At 43.5% G+C, this 23,398-nt stretch carries 27 protein-coding genes and 1 other RNA gene; 23 read left to right on the forward strand and 5 right to left on the reverse strand.

The features are described 5' to 3' along the window. Positions 1-52 precede the first annotated feature (52 nt). The 3 genes from ACFQPF_RS02550 to ACFQPF_RS02560 form a co-directional block, all read right to left on the reverse strand. Entirely contained in the window at positions 53-2,635 is a 2,583-nt protein-coding gene (locus tag ACFQPF_RS02550) for a PBP1A family penicillin-binding protein (protein ID WP_379746064.1), read from the reverse strand. A 67-nt stretch (positions 2,636-2,702) separates the two neighbouring features. Then, positions 2,703-3,311, reverse strand: coding sequence for a Holliday junction resolvase RecU (recU, locus tag ACFQPF_RS02555; RefSeq protein WP_379746067.1), 609 nt, complete (start codon positions 3,309-3,311; stop codon positions 2,703-2,705). 75 nt (positions 3,312-3,386) lie between these two features. Continuing rightward, positions 3,387-3,632: a glutaredoxin family protein gene (locus tag ACFQPF_RS02560; protein WP_379746070.1), complete on the reverse strand. Its 246-nt coding sequence runs from the start codon at positions 3,630-3,632 to the stop codon at positions 3,387-3,389. A gap of 133 nt (positions 3,633-3,765) precedes the next feature. Here ACFQPF_RS02560 and ACFQPF_RS02565 point away from each other — a divergent pair, with 133 nt between their 5' ends. After that, entirely contained in the window at positions 3,766-4,725 is a 960-nt protein-coding gene (locus ACFQPF_RS02565) for a DUF2515 family protein (protein WP_379746073.1), read from the forward strand. Positions 4,726-4,762: 37 nt separating this feature from the next. Here the strand turns inward: ACFQPF_RS02565 and ACFQPF_RS02570 are convergent, their stop codons facing one another. Next, entirely contained in the window at positions 4,763-4,891 is a 129-nt protein-coding gene (locus ACFQPF_RS02570; RefSeq protein WP_379746076.1) for a hypothetical protein, read from the reverse strand. Positions 4,892-5,081: 190 nt separating this feature from the next. Between ACFQPF_RS02570 and ACFQPF_RS02575 the strand changes: the two genes are divergently transcribed. From ACFQPF_RS02575 to ACFQPF_RS02600, 6 genes are all read left to right on the forward strand, one after another. Beyond that, the gene (locus ACFQPF_RS02575; protein ID WP_379746078.1) at positions 5,082-5,597 is read left to right on the forward strand and encodes a MerR family transcriptional regulator; all 516 of its coding nucleotides are present in this window, start codon (positions 5,082-5,084) and stop codon (positions 5,595-5,597) included. A gap of 327 nt (positions 5,598-5,924) precedes the next feature. Then, positions 5,925-6,287, forward strand: coding sequence for a YppE family protein (locus ACFQPF_RS02580; RefSeq protein WP_379746081.1), 363 nt, complete (start codon positions 5,925-5,927; stop codon positions 6,285-6,287). 49 nt (positions 6,288-6,336) lie between these two features. After that, complete coding sequence (locus ACFQPF_RS02585; protein WP_379746084.1) at positions 6,337-6,852, forward strand: hypothetical protein; 516 nt, start codon at positions 6,337-6,339, stop codon at positions 6,850-6,852. A gap of 13 nt (positions 6,853-6,865) precedes the next feature. Then, positions 6,866-8,110, forward strand: a complete 1,245-nt coding sequence (locus ACFQPF_RS02590; protein WP_379746087.1) for a DEAD/DEAH box helicase — start codon at positions 6,866-6,868, stop codon at positions 8,108-8,110. Then, entirely contained in the window at positions 8,088-8,558 is a 471-nt protein-coding gene (locus tag ACFQPF_RS02595; RefSeq protein WP_379746090.1) for a hypothetical protein, read from the forward strand. The genes ACFQPF_RS02590 and ACFQPF_RS02595 overlap by 23 nt, the downstream gene beginning before the upstream one ends. Before the next feature lie 53 nt (positions 8,559-8,611). After that, positions 8,612-8,920 (forward strand): YciI family protein, encoded by a 309-nt coding sequence (locus tag ACFQPF_RS02600; RefSeq protein ID WP_379746093.1) that lies wholly within the window; start codon positions 8,612-8,614, stop codon positions 8,918-8,920. Positions 8,921-8,974: 54 nt separating this feature from the next. Here ACFQPF_RS02600 and ACFQPF_RS02605 read toward each other — a convergent pair whose 3' ends face one another. Further along, the gene (locus tag ACFQPF_RS02605; protein WP_379746096.1) at positions 8,975-9,790 is read right to left on the reverse strand and encodes a LysM peptidoglycan-binding domain-containing protein; all 816 of its coding nucleotides are present in this window, start codon (positions 9,788-9,790) and stop codon (positions 8,975-8,977) included. A gap of 128 nt (positions 9,791-9,918) precedes the next feature. On the opposite strand from ACFQPF_RS02605, the gene ACFQPF_RS02610 reads away from it, so the two are divergent. From ACFQPF_RS02610 to ACFQPF_RS02685, 16 genes are all read left to right on the forward strand, one after another. Next, a complete protein-coding gene (locus tag ACFQPF_RS02610) occupies positions 9,919-10,647 on the forward strand; it encodes a ZIP family metal transporter (RefSeq protein WP_379746099.1) in 729 nt (242 codons plus the stop codon). A 97-nt stretch (positions 10,648-10,744) separates the two neighbouring features. Next, positions 10,745-11,647, forward strand: coding sequence for an oxygen-dependent tRNA uridine(34) hydroxylase TrhO (gene trhO / locus ACFQPF_RS02615; RefSeq protein WP_379746102.1), 903 nt, complete (start codon positions 10,745-10,747; stop codon positions 11,645-11,647). Positions 11,648-11,804: 157 nt separating this feature from the next. Next, a complete protein-coding gene (locus ACFQPF_RS02620) occupies positions 11,805-12,098 on the forward strand; it encodes a phosphatase PAP2 family protein (RefSeq protein WP_379746106.1) in 294 nt (97 codons plus the stop codon). 15 nt (positions 12,099-12,113) lie between these two features. After that, positions 12,114-12,359, forward strand: coding sequence for a phosphatase PAP2 family protein (locus ACFQPF_RS02625; protein ID WP_379746109.1), 246 nt, complete (start codon positions 12,114-12,116; stop codon positions 12,357-12,359). 33 nt (positions 12,360-12,392) lie between these two features. Beyond that, positions 12,393-12,587, forward strand: a complete 195-nt coding sequence (locus tag ACFQPF_RS02630; RefSeq protein ID WP_379746112.1) for a hypothetical protein — start codon at positions 12,393-12,395, stop codon at positions 12,585-12,587. 170 nt (positions 12,588-12,757) lie between these two features. Continuing rightward, positions 12,758-12,949, forward strand: a complete 192-nt coding sequence (locus tag ACFQPF_RS02635) for an alpha/beta-type small acid-soluble spore protein (RefSeq protein ID WP_094250538.1) — start codon at positions 12,758-12,760, stop codon at positions 12,947-12,949. A gap of 170 nt (positions 12,950-13,119) precedes the next feature. Next, the gene (kynA, locus tag ACFQPF_RS02640; protein ID WP_379746115.1) at positions 13,120-13,977 is read left to right on the forward strand and encodes a tryptophan 2,3-dioxygenase; all 858 of its coding nucleotides are present in this window, start codon (positions 13,120-13,122) and stop codon (positions 13,975-13,977) included. Between the two features lie 54 nt (positions 13,978-14,031). Next, entirely contained in the window at positions 14,032-14,460 is a 429-nt protein-coding gene (locus ACFQPF_RS02645; RefSeq protein ID WP_379746118.1) for a hypothetical protein, read from the forward strand. A 234-nt stretch (positions 14,461-14,694) separates the two neighbouring features. Then, complete coding sequence (locus ACFQPF_RS02650) at positions 14,695-16,974, forward strand: DEAD/DEAH box helicase (protein WP_379746121.1); 2,280 nt, start codon at positions 14,695-14,697, stop codon at positions 16,972-16,974. After that, positions 16,964-18,247 (forward strand): ribonuclease H-like domain-containing protein, encoded by a 1,284-nt coding sequence (locus tag ACFQPF_RS02655; RefSeq protein ID WP_379746124.1) that lies wholly within the window; start codon positions 16,964-16,966, stop codon positions 18,245-18,247. Before ACFQPF_RS02650 ends, ACFQPF_RS02655 begins: the two co-directional genes overlap by 11 nt. 195 nt (positions 18,248-18,442) lie before the next feature. Then, positions 18,443-18,610, forward strand: a complete 168-nt coding sequence (locus ACFQPF_RS02660; protein ID WP_379746127.1) for a hypothetical protein — start codon at positions 18,443-18,445, stop codon at positions 18,608-18,610. A gap of 97 nt (positions 18,611-18,707) precedes the next feature. Then, the gene (locus ACFQPF_RS02665; protein ID WP_379746503.1) at positions 18,708-19,268 is read left to right on the forward strand and encodes an SLOG family protein; all 561 of its coding nucleotides are present in this window, start codon (positions 18,708-18,710) and stop codon (positions 19,266-19,268) included. Between the two features lie 70 nt (positions 19,269-19,338). After that, a complete protein-coding gene (gpsB, locus tag ACFQPF_RS02670; protein WP_379746130.1) occupies positions 19,339-19,650 on the forward strand; it encodes a cell division regulator GpsB in 312 nt (103 codons plus the stop codon). A gap of 78 nt (positions 19,651-19,728) precedes the next feature. Beyond that, positions 19,729-20,127: RNase P RNA component class B (gene rnpB, locus ACFQPF_RS02675), an RNA gene on the forward strand. A gap of 127 nt (positions 20,128-20,254) precedes the next feature. After that, positions 20,255-21,409, forward strand: coding sequence for a THUMP domain-containing class I SAM-dependent RNA methyltransferase (locus ACFQPF_RS02680; protein ID WP_379746506.1), 1,155 nt, complete (start codon positions 20,255-20,257; stop codon positions 21,407-21,409). Between the two features lie 353 nt (positions 21,410-21,762). Next, the gene (locus ACFQPF_RS02685) at positions 21,763-23,286 is read left to right on the forward strand and encodes a carboxypeptidase M32 (protein WP_379746132.1); all 1,524 of its coding nucleotides are present in this window, start codon (positions 21,763-21,765) and stop codon (positions 23,284-23,286) included. Positions 23,287-23,398: the final 112 nt, after the last annotated feature.

The following is a 23,398-nucleotide window of genomic DNA, read 5'->3' on the forward strand; positions in this document are numbered from 1 at the left end:
TGTCATGCGGGGCCTTTTGCTTTCGCTTAAATTAGTGAAACTTCAATTGCTATTATTGACTAAAAGGAGGGAAGCCGGGTACGGGTGAGCCTTGTCCGCCATTCCCGCCGTCTCCGCCGTTTCCTTCTCCGCCATCATCATCACCAGGAGGAGTGCCTGGCTCCTGTCCCGGAGGAGGAGTGCCCGGCTCCTGCCCAGGGGGAGGAGTGCCTGGTTCCTGTCCAGGAGGGGGTGTGCCCGGCTCCTGCCCTGGAGGCGGGGTATCCGGCTGTTCTGGCTGTTCCGGCTCGGCAGGTTCTCCAGGAATCGTGATAGAGGTTGTTGCCGGTTCGCTTGCTGTTCCGGTTTCTTCATCAACCGCGATGATCTGGAACGTATAGGAACCGCCCGGTATCACGTTTGGAACATTGAATTTCTTATCTTTGAGTGTAGAAAGCTCCTGCATCGGGCCTTCATCTAAGCTTGCGGACACTTTAAAGACTACACCTTTTTTACCTTTGTAGTTCCATTTTACTTTAATCTGATTTTTCTTTTCCTCGTACTTTGCCTCAAGGCCTTCAATACCTGCAGGCTTTTCATATTCGTCGCTTACTTCTGGAATATTTGCTCCCTTAACAAAGAGCTCGTAGCGTTTCTCTTCATCAGGTGTAAATTCACTCGCGCGTTTTCCGCTTCCTTTTTCAAGCGCGACTTCAATGACGGAAGAAGGTTTCTTAAAATCCGTTCCTTTATGGTTGATCTGACTCATGATGTCGCGGAAAATTTCTTTTGAAAAATGCTGGGTGCGGCCATCGAGATAAAGCGGTTCTTTCGTTTCACCGTCTTTTAATTGTTCATAACCAGTCCAGACAGCAGCTGTATAGGTGGTTGTGTATCCTGCCATCCAGGCATCTTTCGTAGCATCAGACGGCATGCCGGTTTCATTGATCGTCTTTTTGTCAAAGTTTGTTGTTCCGGTCTTGCCAGCCAAATTCAGGGACGGAACGTTCGCTTTCGTGCCTGTACCCCGTGTCATGACATCCTTGAGCATATCTGTAATCATGTATGCGGTATAATCCTTCATCGCTGCTTTTGGTTCAGATTCATTCTTTAGCTCCTCACCGTCAGCAAATACGATCTTTCTAATCGTTGTGGGCTTATTGTAGACGCCTTCGTTTCCAAATGCAGCATACGATCCAGCAAGCTTTAGTGGAGAGATGCCTTTATTAAATCCGCCGATCGCGTATGACGGGAACGCATTATCCAGGTTCATGCCCAGTTTGTTAGCAAAATCGAGTGCTTTATCTTCACCGACTTCTAAAAAGGCACGGACAGCTGTCGTATTTTTCGACTCGACAAGCGCTTGCCTCATGGAAATATCGCCTACGTTACGGTCGTTGTAGTTATTGATCGTCGCGCCGTTCACTTCAACGGGAGTATCTTTCAGGATATAACCGGTATTCCATTGAAAGTTTTCGATTGCTGGCCCATAATCAAGCACTGGCTTGATCGTTGAGCCGGGCTGGCGCTCGATGCCTGAAGCGAAATACGAGCTCATCTTGACGCCGCGTCCGCTGCCGACAGCCCGGATCGCACCTGTTTGTGTGTCGATCAGTGTCACACCAGACTGCAGATGCTTATTCTCACCCTCGAGCTTGTTCTTTAAGACGGTTTCCGTCGCTTCCTGTGCTTTCGGGTCCAAGTTCGTATAGATCTTCAAGCCATCTGTGAACACGTTGACGTCTTCCATGCCTTCCATTTTTTCGATCTCTTTTGCCACTTGAGCAAGGTACGCGTCATATTTTGATGCTTCTTGAACTTTACCTTCTCTTAATGATTCTTTAACAGGTATATTTTTAGCTTTTTGTGCTTCTTCCTTTGTGATCAGCCCATGCTTTTCCATCAAAGAGAGAACAACATTGCGGCGCTGTTCGGCTTGTTCAGGATTTTCGAACGGGTTGTATGTGGAAGGAGCCTTTGGAAGTCCAGCGAGCAGCGCCGCTTCATGGACTTCGAGCTCGTCAAGCTCTTTATCGAAATAGACTTTAGATGCTGTTGCGACGCCCCAAGCACCTTGGCCGAAAAAGATTTTGTTCAAATACATCTCTAGAATCTGATCTTTAGAATATTTTTGTTCAAGCTGGATCGCTAAATATGCTTCTCTGATTTTTCTTGTCAGTGATTTTTCATCTGTCAGCAGTGTGTTCTTCACAACCTGCTGTGTGATCGTACTTGCCCCTTCAGCACCGAATCCTTCCTTCACGTTCGCGAGTGTCGCACCGAAAAGGCGGCGTATATCCACTCCAAAGTGCTTTCGAAAACGGACATCCTCGGTCGCGATAAAAGCATTTTGAACTTGAGGAGGGACTTCATTAATTTTAACTTTTATCCTTTTCTCGCTTCCAGAGAACATGGACACTTCCTCGCCGTTCATATCGTAGATCTTCGACGATACAGGTGTCTCGAGTTTCTTCGGATCGAGCTTAGGAGAAGTGGCAGCTATGGCACCTACAGTAAGTACAGACAGCAGCCCGAATATGAGTACAGCGGCAATCGCTGTTCGTTTCCAGTTAACCGTTCTTTTCTTTTTCTTGGCCGGTTTGGAGTCTTGCAGAGATTTTCTGCGTTCCTGCCGGCTTTGATAATCCTTTGACATATGATACCAACCTTTCAGCAATCTAAACAAAATAGTACATTATGATTATTCGTCAAACGTGCCGTCTTTATGAACCGATAGACGTAAAATACAAGGCATCCACAGCTTTCAAGTAATGAATCCTTGGTGAAAGGGAGAGCGGGAGGGCCATTCCGCAGCTGGCAATCTCACTTAGCAAAATGGACTTTCGTCCTTTATAGCCTGATTTAAAGTATGGAAACAAATACGATGCATCTAGCAAAAACGTTTCATCGATGAGGGAGAAGCGCAGGATCACAAACGCGATTCCTCCTTGTTTTTGAACGGCTTCCATATGGCTGATCTGATGGACGTGAAAGTTCTTCAGAGGGAAGCTGCTCTTGTTCTTCGTCTCCTTCGCCTCAAAATCAATATGTCTTCCTTTATATACGCCGTTATAGTCTGTCGTAGAAGCGGTTTTGAAATAAGCTTCCTGGATGACGGCAGCGGATCGCTTCGGATAATGAACGGAGACGATCTGCACAGGCGTCGGTTTTTTATGGATAACAGCTAGCCCCTTTGCCAGATAGAATTCATTGCTCTGATTGATGTCTTCTTCTAGTGTCATTCCGCGTTTGCCGTATTCTGTTTTCGTCTGCGGCGATGATTTTTGTGGAGCGGATTGTACCGTTTTTCTGCCGTTTGGATAATGAAACATGACGTATCAACCCCTTTTCAAGTCAAACAAAAAGCGGCTATGCAGGCAAAGTTGACGGCATAGCCGGAAGGGCTCTTATACTGATAATATTTTTTTTAGCTCTTCTTCTTGAAAGCCCATTACGACTTCTTTTTTGCCTTCCGTCTCGATCAGTGTTACCGGCGTCGCGCTGGCACCCAGCTTGATCACTTCATCCATGTACCCTGGATTTTGCCTGATATCACGCTCTTCAAACGCTATATTGTTTGATTTCAGCCATTCTTTTTCCGCGAAGCACGGAGGACATGTTTGCTGAGTATAAATGATGACTTTATAATCCATTCTTTTTTCCTCCTTTTACTGGAAGAGATTACATAATCAAAGAATAGTTTACCGTTTTTTTTAGCTTCTTACAAATATTTTAATAAGATCCGAGATAGGCTAAAGCTACAAGTACAACAGGCAAAGGAGGAGGATGAGTGTGACCATAAACGAACAAACAGTCTATCACGATATTATAAATAGGACAGATAAGGGAAATAAAGATAATATTTCACGTACCGTACATTATGAACGATTTTACTTTGAACATCCAGAAATAAAATGGGCGTTCTTAGCTGGAATGGTCTCACGAAATGCAGGCTATAGCATGACAGACCTAAAGGGCGAGTGGCTAAAAAGAGCATTGGGACAGAGAGAGAGAAGCCTTCTTTTTTATACGTATGAACGGGCGAACTGGCTGATCTTCCAAGATGCGTATCCGCAGCTGCTTCTATATGAATGGCAGAAAAAGACGGGCAGGGATTGGTTTCATCTATTGCCTTCCTTTCATGGTTCTGCTTTTATGATGAAAGAATGGCGCAGGTTTACATCATGCAAAGATGGAGAAAGGCTGTATGTAAGCCAAATCATCAATGAACAAAATGTCATACAGCAACCGGTACTCACACACCCGGTATACAGGCGGCGCGTGTTTCTTTCGCTGCCGTTCAGGCTGCAAAACTGGCTTCATTACAGTACGGTGCTCTTTCCTACTGTAGACGGGAAACTGTATGGGTTTTCTGTTCACGGTTTCCGAAAATTGAGCAACAGGGTGCTGCTGGGCAAGAAACTGGCTAGCTTGCTTTTCGACTCACAGTATTCAGCCAGCTTCCGCCAGTTTGCAGCAGAAGTGATGCCGACTGGATCAAGGCACGACTATGAACAGTTCGTTTATCCTAAAAAAATTTGTGAATCACCGATGCTCCGGAGGGTGTATCCGTTCATCCAGCATCATCGAAGCGATAAAACAGACTGGAGCAAGAGATCATCTGTAAACCCTTCTTGGTTTTGCCCTGTTCATCAAGAAACAACAGAGATGACAGAATGGTACAAACAAAAGCAGCGTCAGCTCAAGGCAGGCATTTTACTGAAAGAAATTCTACTAAAGAAATAGCCAGCCTATCCAAAGGCTGGCCACTTTTCGCGAAATATTACGTGGAAGGCTGGTTAGGGCCGTTTAGTTTCTTATCGCCATATCCCTTTTCTTCCGTTGAGTTTTTCTGCTGTTTTTGTTCGGTTCTTTCCTGCTGAAGACTGTCACTGTTTGGTTTGTGTTCCATTGGTCACACCTCCTATTGGTTGATTGTAGTTTCACTAATTCACTCTTTTTCTATACAGAATGCTGTCGAAATGCCAAACGGAGGTGTATCCTCACTTCTTTTGCCGAAACAATACTAGTTTTGTCACCACTGGAGGAAAGCAAGAGTGTCCGCAGAATTGATTAGGCAAGATACCAGGGGAGGGATTCAGATGGAAATGATATTGAAAACGAAAAGCGTGTCAGAGGAACTTGGCGTGAACCCAACAACAGTGCAGCGGTGGGTCAGGCATTTCAATATGGATCTGAAGAAAAACGACCATGGACATTATTTATTCACAGAACAAGATATCCAGGAATTAAAGGAAATTAAAGGAAAGCTCGACAGCGGACTATTGATCGGTGACATCCAGCTTTCACAGAGTGCAAAGCCTGCCCGTTCGAAATGGGAAGGTGATGATTCCGGAATCGAGATGAAGTTTGATGCCCTTCTCGCACGGATAGATACGTTAGAGAAAAAACTAGAAGAAAAAGCGGACAGCGTCGTTTCCTACCAAATCTTGCAGCATGCAGGAGAAATGGAGGAGATGGTGAAGCGTCTCGCTGCGATTGAAGCCCGTCTAGAAGATGCAGAAGTTAGTTTGCTGAAAATGCCTGTGAGGCAAGAGAAAATCATTCACTCAGAAAAAACGCGGAAAAATTGGTTTGTCAGCTTATTCACTCTATAAACATAAATAGAATTTTCAATACCCGAAAAAAGTGCTCCGGCACTTTTTTTACTTTGAAATTTTAAATGTATAACAGGGAAGGAACTCGACAATTTCAAAAAGTTAATAAGTAAAGTATCGGTCAACCAGGGCTGATGAACGCGGAAAATATCACGTTTCTGAATAGTTGCTTTCATTTGGAAAAAAGTTTACTTCACTTGAAAGAACACTGATTATGTCATGCTAACATGATCGAACGAAAAATGGCAACTGTTCGGATAGCAGTAATGCACGCCATCCTGCCATTTGGGCTTATTTATGTTACGATAAGCAGCGGAGGGAATACTAATGAACGATACATTGCTGCAAAAAACGAATAATCTGATTGATCTTCTATACGAAGCGAAGGAGAAATTCGAGTCAAGAGGAGATCGTGTACCAGACTTTTTTACAGAAGTTAAGCCGTTCGCCGATAAAGTGAAAGACGAATGCGACGCATGGCTGCCGCTGGCAGAAGCGTTCGCGGCAAGAACGAGGGCGAACTACATCCATCCTTCACAGTTAACGGCTGCGGCAGAGAACATTCAGTCACTCAGCATCTATGCTTTGCAGCCAGATATGAGGGAACGCCGTTTTAAGGAACTTCTTTCATCGGTCGATTATGTGCTTCACCAGCTAAAGACTGGATTAACAGAATCTGCCCGTCAATAAAATTTCACGTACCGTATATAAAAAGTAAAAATTAAAGTGAGTGAACAAGATGTTTCATCCAAGTGTTTATGATAATCTAAAGGTTGTGCTTGAGGGAGCGGTTTATGATGCTGACTTTGAAGAAAAGATCATCATAACAGGACGCGAAGATTTACTTGATATGGCTTCGGCTGCAAGAAAATACAAGGTGAGTTTTTCTTTGAAGAATGGATCCCATGATATGACAGGCTACGTTTCCATTTCCAGTAGCTTGGAAGATTTGTATCAAGAAAAAATAAATGATTTGCCAGAAAAAGCTGGATGTTCGTTCGAATATGGGTTAACACTTTCTGTCATGGACATTGACGAAGATTGTCTATCTATTCAACATATACTTGCACCCGTTTACGGCCTAGATGCACATGTTCAGCAGGATCTGTTATACCAGTTCGGCAAACCGCGCGGATCATATGAAAACAGGGTAAGAATCGCATATAACCAGCCAATGTGCGAAAATGACATACCGTTTCTGGAAGAATCCCTTCCAATTTTTATTAAAGTAATGGCCGAGATACAAAAGAGATGAAGGAGCAATATTAATGAATGATATGAATCAATTTCCCGTATACATACAGCAAGCATGGGAGAAAGCAGGTTTTGGCGAACCTACTGCTGTTCAAAAGGAAGTGTTTGGTTCAATCGGTAATCACCAAGATATGATTATCGAGTCACCGACAGGTACAGGCAAAACACTAGCCTATCTTCTGCCAGCTTTATTGAACGTATCAGCTGACGTGCATAACGCTCAGCTCGTTATCTTAGCACCGACTCGCGAGCTCGCGATGCAAATTTATGAAGTATGCCAGCAATTCACTGCTGGCAGCGGATTAACAGGAGCTTCATTGATCGGGGGAGCCAACCTTCAGCGCCAGCTTGATAAACTGAAGAAAAAACCGCAATATATCGTCGGAACGCCAGGACGTGTGAGAGAAATTCTTCAGCTTAAAAAGCTGAAAATGCAAGATGTAAAAACCATTGTTGTAGATGAAGCGGATTCAATAGTAGAATCTGGCTTAAAGGGTGAAATTGAACAGATCATTAAATCAACCTTTAAAGAAAGACAGCTTATGTTTGTTTCTGCAACAATAACGAATAAAGCAGAAGAATGGGCAAAAAGTGCAACTCAAAATGCGCAAGTGATCAGAGTAAAAAAAGATCAGCTCCCAGAGTCTGATGTGACTCATTTTTATATGGTCAGCGAGATGAGGGATAAAGCGGAGGCACTTAGAAAAATTATTAAAAACATTTCGCCGCTTAAAGCCATCGTGTTTGTTAATGGGAGCACGCGTTTGGATGAAGTGGCTGCAAAACTCGAATATAGAGGGGCATCCATTGGTGTGCTGGCAGGGAATTCGTCTAAAGAAGAGCGCCAGAAGGTGATGAGAGAGTTCCGAAGTGATAAAGTTCCTGTTCTTATGACAACAGATGTTGCCGCAAGAGGACTTGATGTGTCTGACGTGACACATGTTATCCATTATGATCAGCCAGAAGATGATCAAATTTATGTGCATCGTTCCGGACGGACTGGCCGTATGGGTAAAAGCGGAGCCGTTATCTCGCTTGTAACGAAAAATGAAGAATTCATTGTGAAGAAATGGGCACAAAAATTGAATCTTCATCTTGAAAAAAAATCGATCATTGCTGGTGAAATCACGAATCGAGGCTCTATAAAATCTCATTCGTCGACCAAAGACAGCCATGCTAAAAAGCATCCTGCAGCAAACAGATCTGTGGCAAATCACAATAAAAGAAGTGAAAAGAATGACAGAAATCAACGAAGTTAAGCAATGGATTGAACCTTTAATACATTTATCCAACACATCAGCCGATGTTTTTATACAAGAGGAAAACCAAAACGGCCGGCGCATTGGTGGTATGTACAGTATGGATACTCATACGGTCACCCTGTACCAAAAAGAAATCTATAGCCAGGCAATGGAATTCTTTCCCGAACAAGATAGATTTCGTGATTATGTAAGGATCATTTGCGCCCATGAATTAGGTCATGCCAATGATCCATATCTAACCATCCTCGCTTACAGGCTGGATAAGGAGCGAGATTTTTTAAAAAGAAAAAAAATTGAGCTTCTGATTGAAGTGCAAGCATGGAAATATGCGAAGATAATCTTAACTGGATTGGTTCCATCAGCCGTCTTCCGTAAAGTTAGAAAAGAATCACTTTTTCATTATTATGAGACCATTGATCAATTACTCAAGAATCAGGCTGCCTGATAAAGGTTTATTTCTATAAGTGCAGAACATGTTTAGCATGGAGGGATCTGTAAATGAATGAACAGTATTTTATTTATCAGCTGAAGCCCGTTAGAGAGAATCTCATGGTCCATCAAACGGTAGAAGAACAAAGCATATTAGAGTCCCATTTTTTTTATTTAAAGAGCTTGAAGAATGAACATAAACTGCTCCTTGCCGGTCCTTGCCTTGACGCGGCATTTGGCATCGTCATTTTACAGGGGCTGTGTGAGGAAGAAGCGCATAACGTGATGCAAAATGATCCTGCCGTTTACGAAAAGATCATGACAGCAGAGCTTCACCCGTTTCGAGTGTCTTTGCTTCATGAAAGCGTAAAGAAGTAAAAAAACAGCCGCCGGCTGTTTTTTTTTTGGTGAAAGTCAGGTTTGTTTTGCAGATTATTTTTTAAAGAGCTGAACCCAAGCGCCCTGATAGTATCCGACACCGATCGAATCATAAGACGAGCTTAAAATGTTTTCACGATGGCCTTGGCTGTTCATCCAATCCTTCATTACTTCTGCAGCAGACGGTTGTCCTTTCGCGATGTTTTCTCCGGCTGCTGTGTAAGGGACACCGAAGCGTTTCATCATGTCAAACGGTGAACCGTAGACAGGCGAAGTGTGAGAAAAGTAGTTTTGCTGAATCATATCCTTCGCCTTTACAAGAGCGACAGAACTCAATTCTTCATTCAGAGCCAATGCCGGAAGCCCTGCGTTCTGGCGTTCTTTATTAACTAGTGCTGCTACTTCTTTTGCCTTTGCACTGATGCTGTCAGATGATGGTGGTGCTGTTTGTGGTGCTGGCTGTTTCGCAGGAGCAGGAGCCTTATCAGGAGAAGGCTGTGCTTTTTTTGCAGATGAAGGGACATCCACAAGCTGTCCTGGAAAAATTACGTTTTCGTTGGTAATCTGAGGGTTTGCGGCTTTCAAAATAGCGTAAGAAACACCCGTTTTCAAGGAAATCTCAAACAGTCTGTCTCCTTGTTTGACCTTATATTGCTTTGGGAATGATGGTACAAAGACGGTTTGGCCAGGATATAGGCACGAGCTGTCTAGCGTGTTTAAGCTTTCTAATGCATGAACAGTGGTATTATTTTTTTGAGCAATGCTGAAAAGGCTTTCACCTGATTGCACAGTATGAGGTTCTGCTGCGAAAGAAGCGGAACTTGTCATCAATAAGGCAGCTAATGTAAAGGCAGTCGTTTTGATTTTCATGTTCTCCTCCTGTGATATGGTTTAGCTGACTTTCACTATTTAAATATTCACACAGTTTCGTGTGTGAAACAACTGGGAATGCCATGTAATTATTGTCATTTAATGTATGAAGGGATAGGGGGGGTACTATGCTTCAGGCTGCGTTATGGGGAGCTGTGGCCGGTTCGGCTGTCCTATTGGGAGCCGTTGCAGGCGTTACGATGAACATGCCGAAAAAGTGGATCGCATGGATAATGGCATTTGGAACAGGGGTGCTTATTGGGGCAGTATCATTCGAGCTACTGACAGAAGCGGCAGAACAAAGCAGTTTGAAGATTGCAGCTGCCGGATTTTTATCAGGCGCAGCAATTTTCACCTTAATGGATTATATCCTTTCCCGCTCTGGAGGCCATGATAGGAAACGCTCTCGCTCTAAAGCTGTAAAAGGAACAGGAATGGCGATATTCGCAGGCACCGTCTTAGATGCCATTCCCGAATCTGTATTGATTGGCGCTAGTTTGATCGAACAAAGCAAAGTGAGCTGGCTGCTAGTTGCGGCAATTTTCTTAAGCAATTTTCCTGAAGGTCTCTCTAGTTCCGTCGGCCTAATAAAAGAAGGCTATTCAAAACGAAAGGTAATGGTGATGTGGAGTGCGGTTCTGCTGCTTTCTTCTATTGCTTCCTTCTGTGGATATGCGTTTTTGCAGGGAGCATCGGTCTCCTACATTTCAATAATCGGAGCATTTGCCGGCGGTGGTATCATGGCGATGGTTTCATCAACCATGCTGCCTGAAGCACATGAGGACGGCGGCGCTGTCATCGGGTTTATTTCCTCCGCTGGACTGCTGACATCTTTGCTGCTCACACATTTTTCATAAAAGGAAAAAGAGAGAACCACGCTTTGCGTGCTGCTCTCTTTTTTTGTATAATGTGATAGTTGAAAATGATATGCGGTATAGACAGGGTGAATTGTACATGTATGAAGTATTGCTTTTCTATAAATATGTGAAAATAGACGATCCGTCAGCATTTAAGGAGGAACATGTCCAAGCATGCAAGGAGCTTGGCATAGTAGGACGCATCATCGTGGCAGAAGAGGGATTAAACGGAACGGTTTCCGGAGCACCTGAACAAACGAATGCATATATGGCACTGCTTCAAAGCGACGAACGTTTTAGCGACATGATCTTCAAGGTTGAGAGCAGTGCAGTACAGGCTTTCAAAAAAATTAAAATCAAAGTAAAGCCTGAAATAGTTAATTTCAATTTGGCTGATGATGTGAACCCTAATGAAACGACAGGAACTCATTTATCTCCAAAAGAATGGTTAGAAGCGATGCAGCAGGAAGATGTTGTTATACTGGATGCGCGCAATACGTATGAGTACGATTTAGGGCATTTTAAAAACGCGATTCGTCCTGACATTGAAACTTTTCGTGAATTGCCGGATTGGATCCGGAATAATTTCAGCCAATATAAGGAGAAGAAAGTTCTTACCTATTGCACGGGTGGCATTCGATGCGAGAAATTTTCAGGATTTCTAGTGAAGGAAGGATTTAAGGATGTTTCCCAGCTTGATGGAGGCATTATCACATACGGCTATGATCCGGAGGTTAAGGGAAAGCTTTGGGATGGCAAATGCTATGTGTTTGATGAACGCATCTCCGTTCCAGTTAACCGAACGGGCGAAGCAGTAATCGTCGGTACATGCTGCCACTGCGGTGATCCAGAAGAGCGGTATGTCAAATGCGGCAATCCAGAATGCAACAAACATCTGTTAATGTGTGAAAATTGCGAACAAAAGGAAAAGCGGTCCTGCAGCAAGGGATGCGCGGAACATCCAAGAAACAGGTATGTGATGGAAAACTCTCTTCTTTAGGGAGTTTTTTTCTTTTGAAAAACGTATACTGGTCTTGATAAGGAATAAAGGGGGGGCTTATGACGAAAAAAAGGAAGAATCTTTACATGCTGCTGTCTGTTGTTGTATTTTTGTGTGCAAGCTCTTTTTCAAAATAGAAATAATAGGCCGTGCAGACATGTATGCAAGAAATGACATCATACACCTTAGAACTGAAAGAGTGACGAATGCCATTTATCCTTTCAGCCAGCTAGGTTCAATAATCGTTATGAAAGGTGTATTCCTTTTTACAACAGCGGTGCTGCTTATGAAGAAACAACGGCTATTAGCTGTATGGATGCTTGGAAATATTGCAGCCAGCTATGCTTTAATCACACTTCTAAAGACGGTTTATGCACGTCCGCGCCCTGTTGGCGGCAGGCTGATCGAGGCGGATGGGTTTAATTTTCCAAGCGGCAATGCGTTTATTTGAACAGCTTTTTATTTGATGGTCTTCTATTATGCATCATTATGGCTAAAAAAGAAATATATTATGGCTTGCGGCAACACGGTTGTGATTCTTTTAAGTGCCAGCAGGATCTATTTGGGTGTGCATTATTCACTAGACATAGTAGGAGGTTTTGCAGCCGGTACGTTTTTGTTTTGGGTCGTCCATGCAGGTGTTAACCGGTCGCAAAAAAACAGCTTAACACTGATCGGCATGTTGACGTTTAGCTGGTCAGGGATGGTATAATGAAACCGGATCCAATAGAAAGGCGTGCTGCAGATGCTTGAAATCGTGTTTCCTGAAAATAAACTAGAATACATACCAGCCTTCATTACGCTGGCTATTTTTACTTATTTTGCGTATCGAACCGTTTTATTCTTTCAAAAACATCATAATAAAGAGATAAAAAAAGCAGAAGCGCTCGAACAAGAGCTAAAAACTGCATCGTGGAACGAAAAACCCTCTAGCCGCTAAACTCCCTTAAACAGGGAGTTTTTTGCATTTGTGAAATATAGATTTATAAGGAAAATAGACAACTAAAAAAATATTTTTCAATGATGAATAAAGTATATGTGTTTAATCTCATACTAGTTTTACGGAATACAAAATTCCGTACATATCATCTCCCAAAGGAGGGAATTCACATGGCACGTAACAACAGCAACCAAATCGTTGTTCCTGGAGCTGAAGGTGCACTTCAAGCTATGAAGCAAGAAATCGCTTCTGAGTTTGGTGTACAGCTTGGACCGGACACAACTTCCCGTGCAAACGGATCTGTAGGTGGCGAAATTACGAAGCGTCTTGTAGCTCAAGCGCTTGGCGGACTTCGCCGTTAATTCAAGACCTCCTTGTAAGAAACCCGGCTGCTAATGCCGGGTTTTTTCTATATGTCTGACATCTTTTCATGAGGTACGGTACACCGGCAGCAAATGGTATGTTAATCGCTATTCAAAAAATGCTATAATGTAAGCGTTATCACAGGCGAATCAGAATAGGAGTGAAAAGGATGAAAGAAAACAGCAAGGAGCAGCTTAACGCACGCAGCACGTCTGAGAGCGGCATACATACAGATTTCACCAACAATATGACGTATAGTGAATATTTACAGCTCGACCGCATCTTATCTAGTCAGAACCGGCTGTCAGGTCACCATGATGAAATGCTGTTTATCGTCATCCACCAAGTATCAGAGCTCTGGATGAAGCTGATCATACACGAGCTTGATTCTGCCGTTTCATCTGTCCGGTCAGGCAATCTCGCTGCGGCATTTAAGATGCTCGCACGTGTGTCCAAGATACAGCAGCAGATTAAAGAGTCGTGGGATGTTCTATCCACTCTGACTCCGTCTGAATATATGCAGTTCCGTGACAAACTCGGTCAGTCTTCAGGTTTTCAGTCATATCAGTACAGGCTGATCGAATTCATGTTAGGTTATAAGACCCCTCATATACTAACGATCTATAAAAAAGATCCGGATTTGCATCATATTCTCTTAAAGGCGCTGCATTCACCAGGCTTGTATGATGCTGCAATAGAAGCACTGTCAAAAGCAGGCCTTACCATTGATCCGGATGTGCTGAACCGCGATTTTACACAGCCCTACAAGCCGCACGAAACAGTGGAGGCTGCTTGGCTTGAAGTGTATCGCAATGTAGAGCGCTACTGGGACTTATATGAACTAGGGGAAAAGCTTGTTGACATCGAGGATTGGCTCCAGCAATGGCGCTTCCGCCATATGAAAACAGTGGAGAGAATCATCGGCTTTAAAACAGGAACAGGCGGATCATCAGGTGTAAACTATTTAAAAAAAGTGCTTGATCAGCGTTTTTTTCCAGAACTCTGGGATCTGCGCACGAAAATTTAAGCAAAGTATTATAGTGGCTCATGTAGGCGAACTAATCAAACCTAGGGGTGTGTGATGGGGAGAAAAATAGTATGGGCACTAATACTTTTAGCTTGTTTTGCAGCTGTCAGCACGTATGCAACCAATAAAAACATAGCAGAAAAAACAGATACAGATTCTCAGAAGATGAAATATGATGCCGAGATGATCCTATTTAAAGGGGAGAACGATTATTGGGAAGCGAGTATGACTGAAAGCGAAGACGCAGCATTATATATGTTCTCACTCAAGAGCAAGGAACCAGATGATAACCCGGATGCTCTGACATTTTCACTGTCTCATTCTGTTCAATCTTTTGCCGAATACACATTAAAGGCCGCTCCGTTTCCTTCAAGATTATCGTTCGCGGTGAGCAAAAAAGGTATAGAAATAAACCAGCCTGTTATCGTAAAGATTACAGGCAAACATACGTCGCAATATTTTCAGATGCATTATGTAAAGTGAGAAAACTCCGTATAAAAGGGTTATCATGTTGAAAGAAGCCATTTTGTCTGACATATGTCCAGGCACGATGGTTTTTTCTATTTCACTGTTCAGCAAGACGAATTGTGAAATAAGTTGTGACGGAACGAAAGATGGCCGAGGACCATCTTAATGGATATCCCAAACACATCTGCGCGAAGCTATAGGTTTCACATCGAACGTTTATTCGTTAAAATAAACGTAGAGGTGAGAATCATGTTCGGAAAGAAATCAATGCAGGATCTGCTTGAAGTATTAAAAGAGGATATATCCATAAATCAGCAAATTGTATATTGGAAAACAATTGAACCAAAAGAGGCGGTTACAGTGCCGTTTCCTGAGCATCTGCATCCCTTTATTGCGCGTACGTTAAACAACCGAGGAATAAGCTCATTATACAAGCATCAGCTGTCTGCTTACGAGGCAGCGGCGCGAAAGGAAAGCATTGTTGCCGTCACACCAACTGCCAGCGGTAAGACCCTGTGCTATAACCTTCCTGTGCTTCAAGAAATGGCTCACAACCCGAACAGCCGTGCGCTGTATTTATTTCCAACAAAAGCGCTCGCACAGGATCAGAAAGCAGAGATAAATGAGCTTATCGACGAGATCGGGCTGAACATCAAAAGCTATACGTATGATGGAGACACTCCGGCAAACATCCGGCAGGTCGTACGAAAGGCCGGCAACATTGTCATGACCAACCCAGACATGCTTCATGCAGCTGTTCTGCCACATCATACTAAATGGGTTTCACTGTTTGAGAATCTTACGCATGTGGTGATCGATGAGCTGCATACATACAGAGGTGTGTTCGGCAGCCATGTAGCGAATGTCATAAGACGCCTGAGAAGGATATGCCGCTTTTACGGCAGTGATCCCGTGTTTATCTGCACGTCTGCGACAATTGCGAACCCGAAAGAGCTAGCGGAAGAATTGACTGGAAGCCCTATGACCTTGATCAACAACAACGGTGCACCGGCGGGGAAGAAGCATTTTATTTTCTACAATCCGCCCGTGGTGAACAAACCATTGAACGTTAGAAAAAGCGCAACACTGGAAGCGCGTAATCTTGCTGCCCTTTTTTTAAAAAACCATATACAGACCATCGTCTTCGCACGTTCACGTGTGCGTGTCGAGATTCTTCTCACTTATTTACAGGAGCTTGTCAAAAAAGAGTTCGGAATGAAATCGATACAAGGGTATCGCGGCGGCTACTTGCCAAAGCAACGCAGAGTGATTGAAAAAGGATTGCGAAACGGTGAGATCATGGGCGTCGTAAGCACGAATGCACTTGAGCTTGGTGTGGATATCGGTCAGCTGCATGCCTGTATTCTTACCGGCTACCCAGGCTCGATCGCAAGTGCCTGGCAGCAGGCTGGACGTGCGGGCCGCCGTCAAGATGAGTCTGTCGTCATCATGGTAGCCAGTTCGTCGCCGCTCGACCAGTATGTCATTCAAAATCCGGAATATTTCTTTGACCGTTCCCCAGAATCAGCACGTATTAATCCTGATAACTTGATCATTCTTGTTGATCATCTGAAATGTGCAGCATATGAACTGCCATTTAAAGAAGGCGATTTGTTCGGCAATCAAGAAGTAACCGACGTCCTTGAATTTTTAGTGGATGAACAAGTGCTTCATCGGAGAGGAAAACAGTTCTTCTGGATGAACGATGCCTTTCCAGCTCATAACATTTCTCTCCGATCTGCTTCACAGGAAAACGTGGTGATCATAGATACAACGGATGCTGCGAACGTGAAGGTGATCGGAGAAATGGACCGCTTCAGCTCCATGACCTTGCTGCATGAGGAAGCGATTTATCTTCATCAAGGCGTGCAGTATCAGGTAGAGAAGCTGGATTATGAAGAAAAAAAGGCGTATATACGTGAAGTCGATGTGGATTATTTTACAGATGCGAACTTAGCAGTGTCTCTTAATGTGCTGGAAGTCGATAAACAAAATCAAGGCGAGTTTGCCTCGATTGGCTATGGTGATGTCATGGCGGTCGCTAAAGCCACGATATTTAAGAAAATCAAGTTTGAAAGCCATGAAAATATCGGTTCTGGCCCTATCTATCTGCCGGAAGAAGAATTGCATACGTCATCCACTTGGCTTGAATTTGAACACATCGGTGAGAACCGTGAGCAAATGGAAGCCGGACTGATTGGCATCACCAACGTGCTGAAGCATGTTGCTCCGCTATTTGTAATGTGTGATGCTTCCGATCTTCATGTTGTGCCGCAGGTCAAAGCCCTTCATTCAGAAAAACCGACCATCTTTATTTATGACAGCTATCCTGGCGGAATTGGTTTGAGTGAAAAGATTTACGAAAACTGGAGTACGGTGCTCGATGAGTCACTGCACGTCATTGAACGATGTCCTTGTGAGAATGGCTGTCCGTCATGCACCGGCTCTTCAGAAGAAAACACCTTTGCAAAACAAAGCGCACGGTCGCTATTACACCAGTTAAGGAGCTTGATGTTGCATGGCTCTTAAAAAGAAGTTGAACAGGCTCAAAAGACATATGTCTCATGAAAGCCCTATAATAAAGGAACTTGAAACAGCCTCTGCCCCTAACATGGCAGATAAAGTTGCGCACCTGTCATATTGGGAAGAAAACGGGGCAGCTCCTTATTTTTTTGATGAGGATCATTGCATTATAAAAGAACGTGTATTGAGTAAAGAGACAAGCTGGGGAAAGTACAAGTTAGCTGACTTGGAAGAAGTTGTTGAAGAATGGAACAGACAAAAAAGCGCACACCCTCTCTGTGCTGATGGACTTGAGGCGAGTGACCTTATGTTCTTTGATACAGAAACGACAGGACTTAGCGGTGGAGCGGGCAACACGATCTTTATGCTGGGCATGAGCCGTTTGACAGGTGATCATGTAAAGGTGCAGCAGTATTTTCTCCCTCAGCCTGGCTCCGAGATTGCCATGTATCACTATTTTTTGCACCATATTAACGAACTGAAGAATCTTGTGACGTATAACGGAAAATCCTTTGACTGGCCGCAAGTTAAAACGAGGCACACGTTAATACGAGATTATGTCCCGTCATTGCCTGAATTCGGCCATTTTGATCTGTTGCACGGTTCAAGAAGGATTTGGAAAGATACGCTGCCTTCTGTTAAATTAGCGATCGTTGAAAAAGAGATATTGGACGTTAGGCGTGTTGAAGATACGCCAGGGTACTTAGCTCCCATGCTTTATTTTCATTATTTGCAGGAAAAAGACCCCTCCCTTCTGAAAGGAGTTTTTGCTCATAACGAATGGGACGTTCTCTCACTAATGACGCTTTATATTCATTTGTCAAAAATGATCCAAGGACTAACGTATACGACGGGGAAGGAAACATTCGAGACGGGAAGATGGCTGGAATCAGCAGGAGAACTAGATCTGGCTATCGTGAAATACGATGAAGTGATGAAAAGTGACGAAATTCATTTTTATCATGCTGCCACGGGGAAAGCTCGCATCTTAAAAAAGAAAAAGAAGCATGAACAAGCATCCTCATTCTGGGAAAAGGCACTATCCGTATCAGTTTTCAATGAGGAACCTGCCGTAGAGCTTTCTAAATATTATGAGCACCATACAAAGGATACAGAGAAGGCCCTTTACTATGCAAGGGTCGCATTGGAAAAATGGCAAGGCAGACAGCGGATCTTAAAAACTAAAGAATTGAAGGAAAAGGAAGCTTTCTTGATCAGGATTGAGCGGCTTGAAAAACGGATGATGAAAGAGAATGGGTTTGCCATTGTGACAGAATAACCATGACTTCCATAACTGTCAGAAAACGTTCAAAAATGGGTGAATATTTTCTTCTCTTTTTTCGTTTTATTTTGTAGAATGAATGAGGGTTTAGTTGAAATATCGTTGGAAATAAGCTGATGATATTTCCCGGGTGAGCGCAAAATAACCGATGAAATGACAATGCTTTGTTTTCCGTATGGAGTATTCCGTCGCTTGGCGCAATTTGTTGTCGTAATTTCGGTTGTTGCCGCAGCCATTTCTTTGACCATTTTAGGAAATGTGGAGAGATGCCTTGTGAAGCAATGGATTGTTGTCATGTTCTTCGTTGTTCTTGGTTTAACCGTCATGATCGGAAACCAGCTTAGCCATCATACGACATAATACGATTGAAAGACAGATGAGACTGGACATGATGACAGACTCATCTGTTTTTTCATTCCTTTATGATCTATTTCATAATATAAGGAGGCGACTATTGATGCAGACTCTCCTTGTAACCGGGTATAAATCTCACGAGCTTGGCATATTTAAGGAGAACCATGAAGGGGTATATTATATAAAGAAGGCACTGTTATCCAAGCTGTCTGCTTTTGTTGAAGAAGGGCTGGAGTGGGTCATTATCAGCGGGCAAACGGGTGTGGAAATGTGGGCAGCGGAAGTGGTCATCTCTTTAAAAGAACGATTGCCCGAGCTAAAGCTCGCAGTGATCACACCATTCCTAGAGCAAGAAAAGAATTGGAATGAAACAAAACAAGAGCAATACGAGGAAATCCTGATGCAAGCGGATTATGTGGATTCTGTTACGAAGAGGCCTTATGAAAATCCAGGGCAATTGAAAGTGAAGAATGCGTTCCTTGTCGCGAAAACAGAAGGCATGTTGATCTTGTTTGATGAAGAGAAGGAAGGGTCTCCGAAATATTATTTGCAGGCCGCCCGCCAAAAGCAAGAAAGAGGGGAAACGTACGAGATCCATTTCATCACTCCATACGATTTGGAGCTCATTTATCAAGACGAGCAAGAAAGCAAGTACGAAGAATAGTCATTAAAATTGACTTTTTCCTATCTTTTTGAAAAAATATGTTCTAGAATCTTTGTGTGAGGTGAATCACATGAGTGAAAAACGTTTTAACTTAACGGCAAAAGAAATTTTGGAAAAAGACTTCAAACAAGGCTTCCGCGGATACGATCAGGACGAGGTCGATAAATATCTTGATCTGATCATCAAGGACTATGAAAATTTCCAAAAGGAGTACGACAAGCTGCTTCAGGAAAACAACCGCCTGAAAAAAGATGCACAAAACGTCTCCGAGCAGACTCGCCGTATGCCTGCCGCTGTGTCCAGCACGACGACGAACTCCGATATTCTTCAGCGTTTGTCCAACTTAGAGAAGCATGTTTTCGGCAACAAGCTGTTTGATTGATTTCTGTATTTATCCATTTGATTTCTCAACAGACACTTGTTATAATGAATCATGCTTTTACAAGACAACCAAGCAATAACGTTCGGGTAATCGCTACATCTCATAAGAGGTGTAGAGGAAAGTCCATGCTCGCACGGATCTGAGATGACCGTAGTGATCGCGCCTGGCCAAACAATAAGCCAGGGCAGTCTGGTTTCGACTGGGCTGACGGCAGGGAAATCACCTAAGTCACTTGCTGATATGGTGATACGACCTTGAAAGTGCCACAGTGACGTAGTCCTTCCGGAAACGGCAGGAGTGGAACGAGGTAAACCCCGCGAGCGAGAAACCCAAATTATGGTAGGGGAGTTTTTCACAGAGGAACTGAACTTTGTGAAAGGGCGGAAAGGTCAACCTTTCCGGAGATAGATGATTACCACCGGTGTACGAGGCTGATTGCCGTCTGCAGTACTAAGGTACAGAACATGGCTTACAGAACGTTATTGGTCAACTATTGAATGTAAAGTAAGGGGCCCCGGATATTTCAGGGGCTTTTTCTATTTCTGTACATAATGAAAGACTGATAAAGAAACGTTAAGGATTAGATAAGTAAAGGAGCGGAATGATGAGACCATTAAAGTTTATCGCTACCGCAGCGATGGGAATCGAAACACTTGTAGCACGTGAAGCGCGTGACTTAGGTTTTGACAACGTGACAGTCGAGAACGGCAAAATATTTTTCACAGGTGACGAAACAACCCTCGTTAAAGCTAATTTATGGCTTCGCACAGCTGACCGCGTGAAACTCGTTGTCGGCGAGTTCAAGGCAGAAACCTTCGATGAGCTGTTCGAGAAAACTAAAGCTCTTCCTTGGCCAGAATTCATTCCTGAAGATGGGGAGTTTCCTGTTATCGGCCGCTCGGTTAAATCAAAGCTCTTCTCTGTTTCTGATTGTCAGGCGATTGTAAAAAAAGCGGTCGTCGATAATATGAAATCACATTACAATCGAAGCACTTGGTTTCCTGAGGACGGGGCGCTGTACCGCATTGAGGTTTCACTGCTGAAGGATATGGCAACGATCACACTCGATACTTCTGGTACGGGACTGCATAAGCGCGGCTACCGTGAACTGCATAGCGGAGCACCTATTAAAGAAACGATGGCAGCCGCTCTTGTTATGCTCACGAACTGGACGCCGGATAAGCCATTTGTCGATCCGTTCTGCGGTTCGGGAACTCTTCCGATTGAAGCCGCGATGATCGGACAAAATATCGCCCCCGGTGTCAACCGGGAGTTCGCTTCAGAGAACTGGAGCTGGATGGACAAAAAGATTTGGTATAAAGCTGTTGAAGAAGCGAACGATTTGGCAAAATATGACCTTCCATTGGATATTCAAGGGTCGGATATTGATCATAAGATGATTGAACTTTCCATTAACAATGCACGCGAAGCTGGATTTGAAGACTTCCTCTCCTTCAAGCAGATGCGTGTTCGTGATTTTACAACGCGCAAAGACTACGGTTATGTGGTGACCAACCCGCCATACGGTGAGCGTCTTGGAGAACGAGCGGAGGTCGAGCAGATCTACCGTGATATGGGTGAAGTGTTCCGTCATCTTGATACATGGAGTGTCTATGTGATCACATCAAACGAGAAATTTGAACATTTATATGGCAAGACAGCTTCCAAGAAACGCAAGCTATATAACGGTGATTTGAAAACCGATTATTATCAATACTTCGGCCGCCGCCCTGAGAGAAAACGAATGGAGCAAGAATAGTTCTCGTGTGGTCATGGTTTGAACCCATCTTTTTGCGCCCATACTAGTGGCGTGAGGTGAAAATGTATGCATGACCGCTATCAGCATTTAGAATGCGTCGGAAAATCTTTCATTCAGTGTTCAAAATATCTTGATGAACAGCATAAGCTGGACGCTCTCAAAAGAATACAAAACGCGTTTTTCTATGAAATGGGTTGTGAGGAGCGCTATCCCGTCCGCTCGAGCACATCGTATAAATAAACGCAAATGATGTATGAAATTTTTATCCTGCAGAAATGCAGGATTTTTTTTCTTTCTCTCGAATGTTATTAGCGGTATGCTTATAAAGCTATTTGTGAGAGAGGAAGTTTTAGATGACACAGCAAACAACACTATCACTCGAAAAAGAATTTTTAGATTATGTCAAAAAGATGCAGCACTTAAATGAGGCGATCGGACTCATGTACTGGGATCTCCGGACGGGTGCACCCAAAAAAGGCGTGGAGCAGCGATCAGAAATCATCGGTACGCTTTCTGCGGATATGTTTGCCATGAGCACTTCGGATGAGATGAAGTCTTACATCGACAGATTGTCTAAGCCTGAACAAGCTGATCGTCTATCAGACGTAACGAAGAAAACACTTGAAGAGGTTAAAAAAGAATTCGAGCGGAATGCGAAGATCCCGCCAGCTGAATTTAAGGAGTATGTGATTCTTCAGTCAAAAGCAGAAAGCGTCTGGGAAGAAGCGAAGAACAGCTCTGATTTCGCTCTTTTTCAACCATATTTAGAAAAGCTTGTCCAGTTTAACAAGAAATTCATTGAGTATTGGGGATACGAGGGAAATCGATACAATACGCTGCTTGATATGTATGAGCCGGGTGTAACGGTCGATATTCTTGATGAAGTGTTTGCTAAACTAAGAGAGCGCATCGTACCGCTGCTGCAGAAAATAACAGAATCACAAAAGCCTGAAACCTCATTCCTATTCGAACATTTTCCGAAAGACAAGCAAAAAGAATTCAGCCTTCATGTCTTAAAGGACATGGGATATGATTTCGACTCTGGGCGTCTTGATGAGACCGTCCACCCGTTTGCGATCGGGCTCAACCCAGGCGATGTACGTGTGACAACAAAATATATGGAAAATGATTTCCGTACGGCTGTATTTGGTACGATACATGAAGGCGGACATGCATTATACGAACAAAACATCTCAACTGAACTCGTTGGAACACCGCTCGCGACAGGAACTTCAATGGGAATTCACGAATCACAATCCTTGTTCTGGGAAAATTTCGTTGGCCGCCATAAAGGATTTTGGAAGAACCATTACAGCACATTGCAGCAACTAGGAGGCCAGCAGTTCGATAGAGTTGAACTGGATGATTTTTACCGTGCCATTAATATCGTGGAACCTTCCTTTATAAGGATTGAAGCGGATGAAATGACGTATCCGCTGCATATCATGGTTCGTTATGAAATTGAAAAAGGCTTGTTCAACGATGAAATAGAAGTGAAGGATCTGCCGCGAATTTGGAACGAGAAGATGAATGAATACTTAGGCGTCACTCCGAAGAATGATGCGGTAGGAGTCCTGCAGGATGTCCATTGGTCAGGCGGCAGCTTTGGCTATTTCCCTTCCTATGCCCTAGGATACATTTATGCCGCTCAACTGAAAAATGCGATGTTGAAGGATTTGCCAGACTTTGACGAGCTGGTGGAGAGTGGAAACCTGACGCCGATCAAAGAATGGTTCACTGCTCATATTCATCAATTCGGAAAAATGAAAAAGCCGATTGAAATTTTAAATGATGTGACAGGCGAGGGATTAAACCCTGACTACCTGATTGAATATTTTGAGGAAAAATACAGCAGCATCTATTCTTTGAACCGCTGATTTAGGCAATCCTGGGAGTTTTCGGATTACTGTTTGTTTGAGTTGAATGCAGATTGTCCATAACAGGTAGTACATACTCTGTTTTTCCCTGCTTAAATTAGGGAAACAATAG

The organism is Fictibacillus iocasae, from assembly GCF_042665465.1.
Taxonomy (GTDB): Bacteria; Bacillota; Bacilli; order Bacillales; family Fictibacillaceae; genus Fictibacillus; species Fictibacillus iocasae.

What these genes read in the sequence shown, in the direction of transcription:
- ACFQPF_RS02550 (WP_379746064.1), bottom strand. Translation starts at nt 2,635, where the DNA reads ATGTCAAAGGATTATCAAAGCCGGCAGGAACGCAGAAAATCTCTGCAA.
- recU (WP_379746067.1), bottom strand. Translation starts at nt 3,311, where the DNA reads ATGTTTCATTATCCAAACGGCAGAAAAACGGTACAATCCGCTCCACAA.
- ACFQPF_RS02560 (WP_379746070.1), bottom strand. Translation starts at nt 3,632, where the DNA reads ATGGATTATAAAGTCATCATTTATACTCAGCAAACATGTCCTCCGTGC.
- ACFQPF_RS02565 (WP_379746073.1), top strand. Translation starts at nt 3,766, where the DNA reads ATGAGTGTGACCATAAACGAACAAACAGTCTATCACGATATTATAAAT.
- ACFQPF_RS02570 (WP_379746076.1), bottom strand. Translation starts at nt 4,891, where the DNA reads ATGGAACACAAACCAAACAGTGACAGTCTTCAGCAGGAAAGAACCGAA.
- ACFQPF_RS02575 (WP_379746078.1), top strand. Translation starts at nt 5,082, where the DNA reads ATGGAAATGATATTGAAAACGAAAAGCGTGTCAGAGGAACTTGGCGTG.
- ACFQPF_RS02580 (WP_379746081.1), top strand. Translation starts at nt 5,925, where the DNA reads ATGAACGATACATTGCTGCAAAAAACGAATAATCTGATTGATCTTCTA.
- ACFQPF_RS02585 (WP_379746084.1), top strand. Translation starts at nt 6,337, where the DNA reads ATGTTTCATCCAAGTGTTTATGATAATCTAAAGGTTGTGCTTGAGGGA.
- ACFQPF_RS02590 (WP_379746087.1), top strand. Translation starts at nt 6,866, where the DNA reads ATGAATGATATGAATCAATTTCCCGTATACATACAGCAAGCATGGGAG.
- ACFQPF_RS02595 (WP_379746090.1), top strand. Translation starts at nt 8,088, where the DNA reads ATGACAGAAATCAACGAAGTTAAGCAATGGATTGAACCTTTAATACAT.
- ACFQPF_RS02600 (WP_379746093.1), top strand. Translation starts at nt 8,612, where the DNA reads ATGAATGAACAGTATTTTATTTATCAGCTGAAGCCCGTTAGAGAGAAT.
- ACFQPF_RS02605 (WP_379746096.1), bottom strand. Translation starts at nt 9,790, where the DNA reads ATGAAAATCAAAACGACTGCCTTTACATTAGCTGCCTTATTGATGACA.
- ACFQPF_RS02610 (WP_379746099.1), top strand. Translation starts at nt 9,919, where the DNA reads ATGCTTCAGGCTGCGTTATGGGGAGCTGTGGCCGGTTCGGCTGTCCTA.
- trhO (WP_379746102.1), top strand. Translation starts at nt 10,745, where the DNA reads ATGTATGAAGTATTGCTTTTCTATAAATATGTGAAAATAGACGATCCG.
- ACFQPF_RS02620 (WP_379746106.1), top strand. Translation starts at nt 11,805, where the DNA reads ATGTATGCAAGAAATGACATCATACACCTTAGAACTGAAAGAGTGACG.
- ACFQPF_RS02625 (WP_379746109.1), top strand. Translation starts at nt 12,114, where the DNA reads ATGGTCTTCTATTATGCATCATTATGGCTAAAAAAGAAATATATTATG.
- ACFQPF_RS02630 (WP_379746112.1), top strand. Translation starts at nt 12,393, where the DNA reads ATGCTTGAAATCGTGTTTCCTGAAAATAAACTAGAATACATACCAGCC.
- ACFQPF_RS02635 (WP_094250538.1), top strand. Translation starts at nt 12,758, where the DNA reads ATGGCACGTAACAACAGCAACCAAATCGTTGTTCCTGGAGCTGAAGGT.
- kynA (WP_379746115.1), top strand. Translation starts at nt 13,120, where the DNA reads ATGAAAGAAAACAGCAAGGAGCAGCTTAACGCACGCAGCACGTCTGAG.
- ACFQPF_RS02645 (WP_379746118.1), top strand. Translation starts at nt 14,032, where the DNA reads ATGGGGAGAAAAATAGTATGGGCACTAATACTTTTAGCTTGTTTTGCA.
- ACFQPF_RS02650 (WP_379746121.1), top strand. Translation starts at nt 14,695, where the DNA reads ATGTTCGGAAAGAAATCAATGCAGGATCTGCTTGAAGTATTAAAAGAG.
- ACFQPF_RS02655 (WP_379746124.1), top strand. Translation starts at nt 16,964, where the DNA reads ATGGCTCTTAAAAAGAAGTTGAACAGGCTCAAAAGACATATGTCTCAT.
- ACFQPF_RS02665 (WP_379746503.1), top strand. Translation starts at nt 18,708, where the DNA reads ATGCAGACTCTCCTTGTAACCGGGTATAAATCTCACGAGCTTGGCATA.
- gpsB (WP_379746130.1), top strand. Translation starts at nt 19,339, where the DNA reads ATGAGTGAAAAACGTTTTAACTTAACGGCAAAAGAAATTTTGGAAAAA.
- ACFQPF_RS02680 (WP_379746506.1), top strand. Translation starts at nt 20,255, where the DNA reads ATGAGACCATTAAAGTTTATCGCTACCGCAGCGATGGGAATCGAAACA.
- ACFQPF_RS02685 (WP_379746132.1), top strand. Translation starts at nt 21,763, where the DNA reads ATGACACAGCAAACAACACTATCACTCGAAAAAGAATTTTTAGATTAT.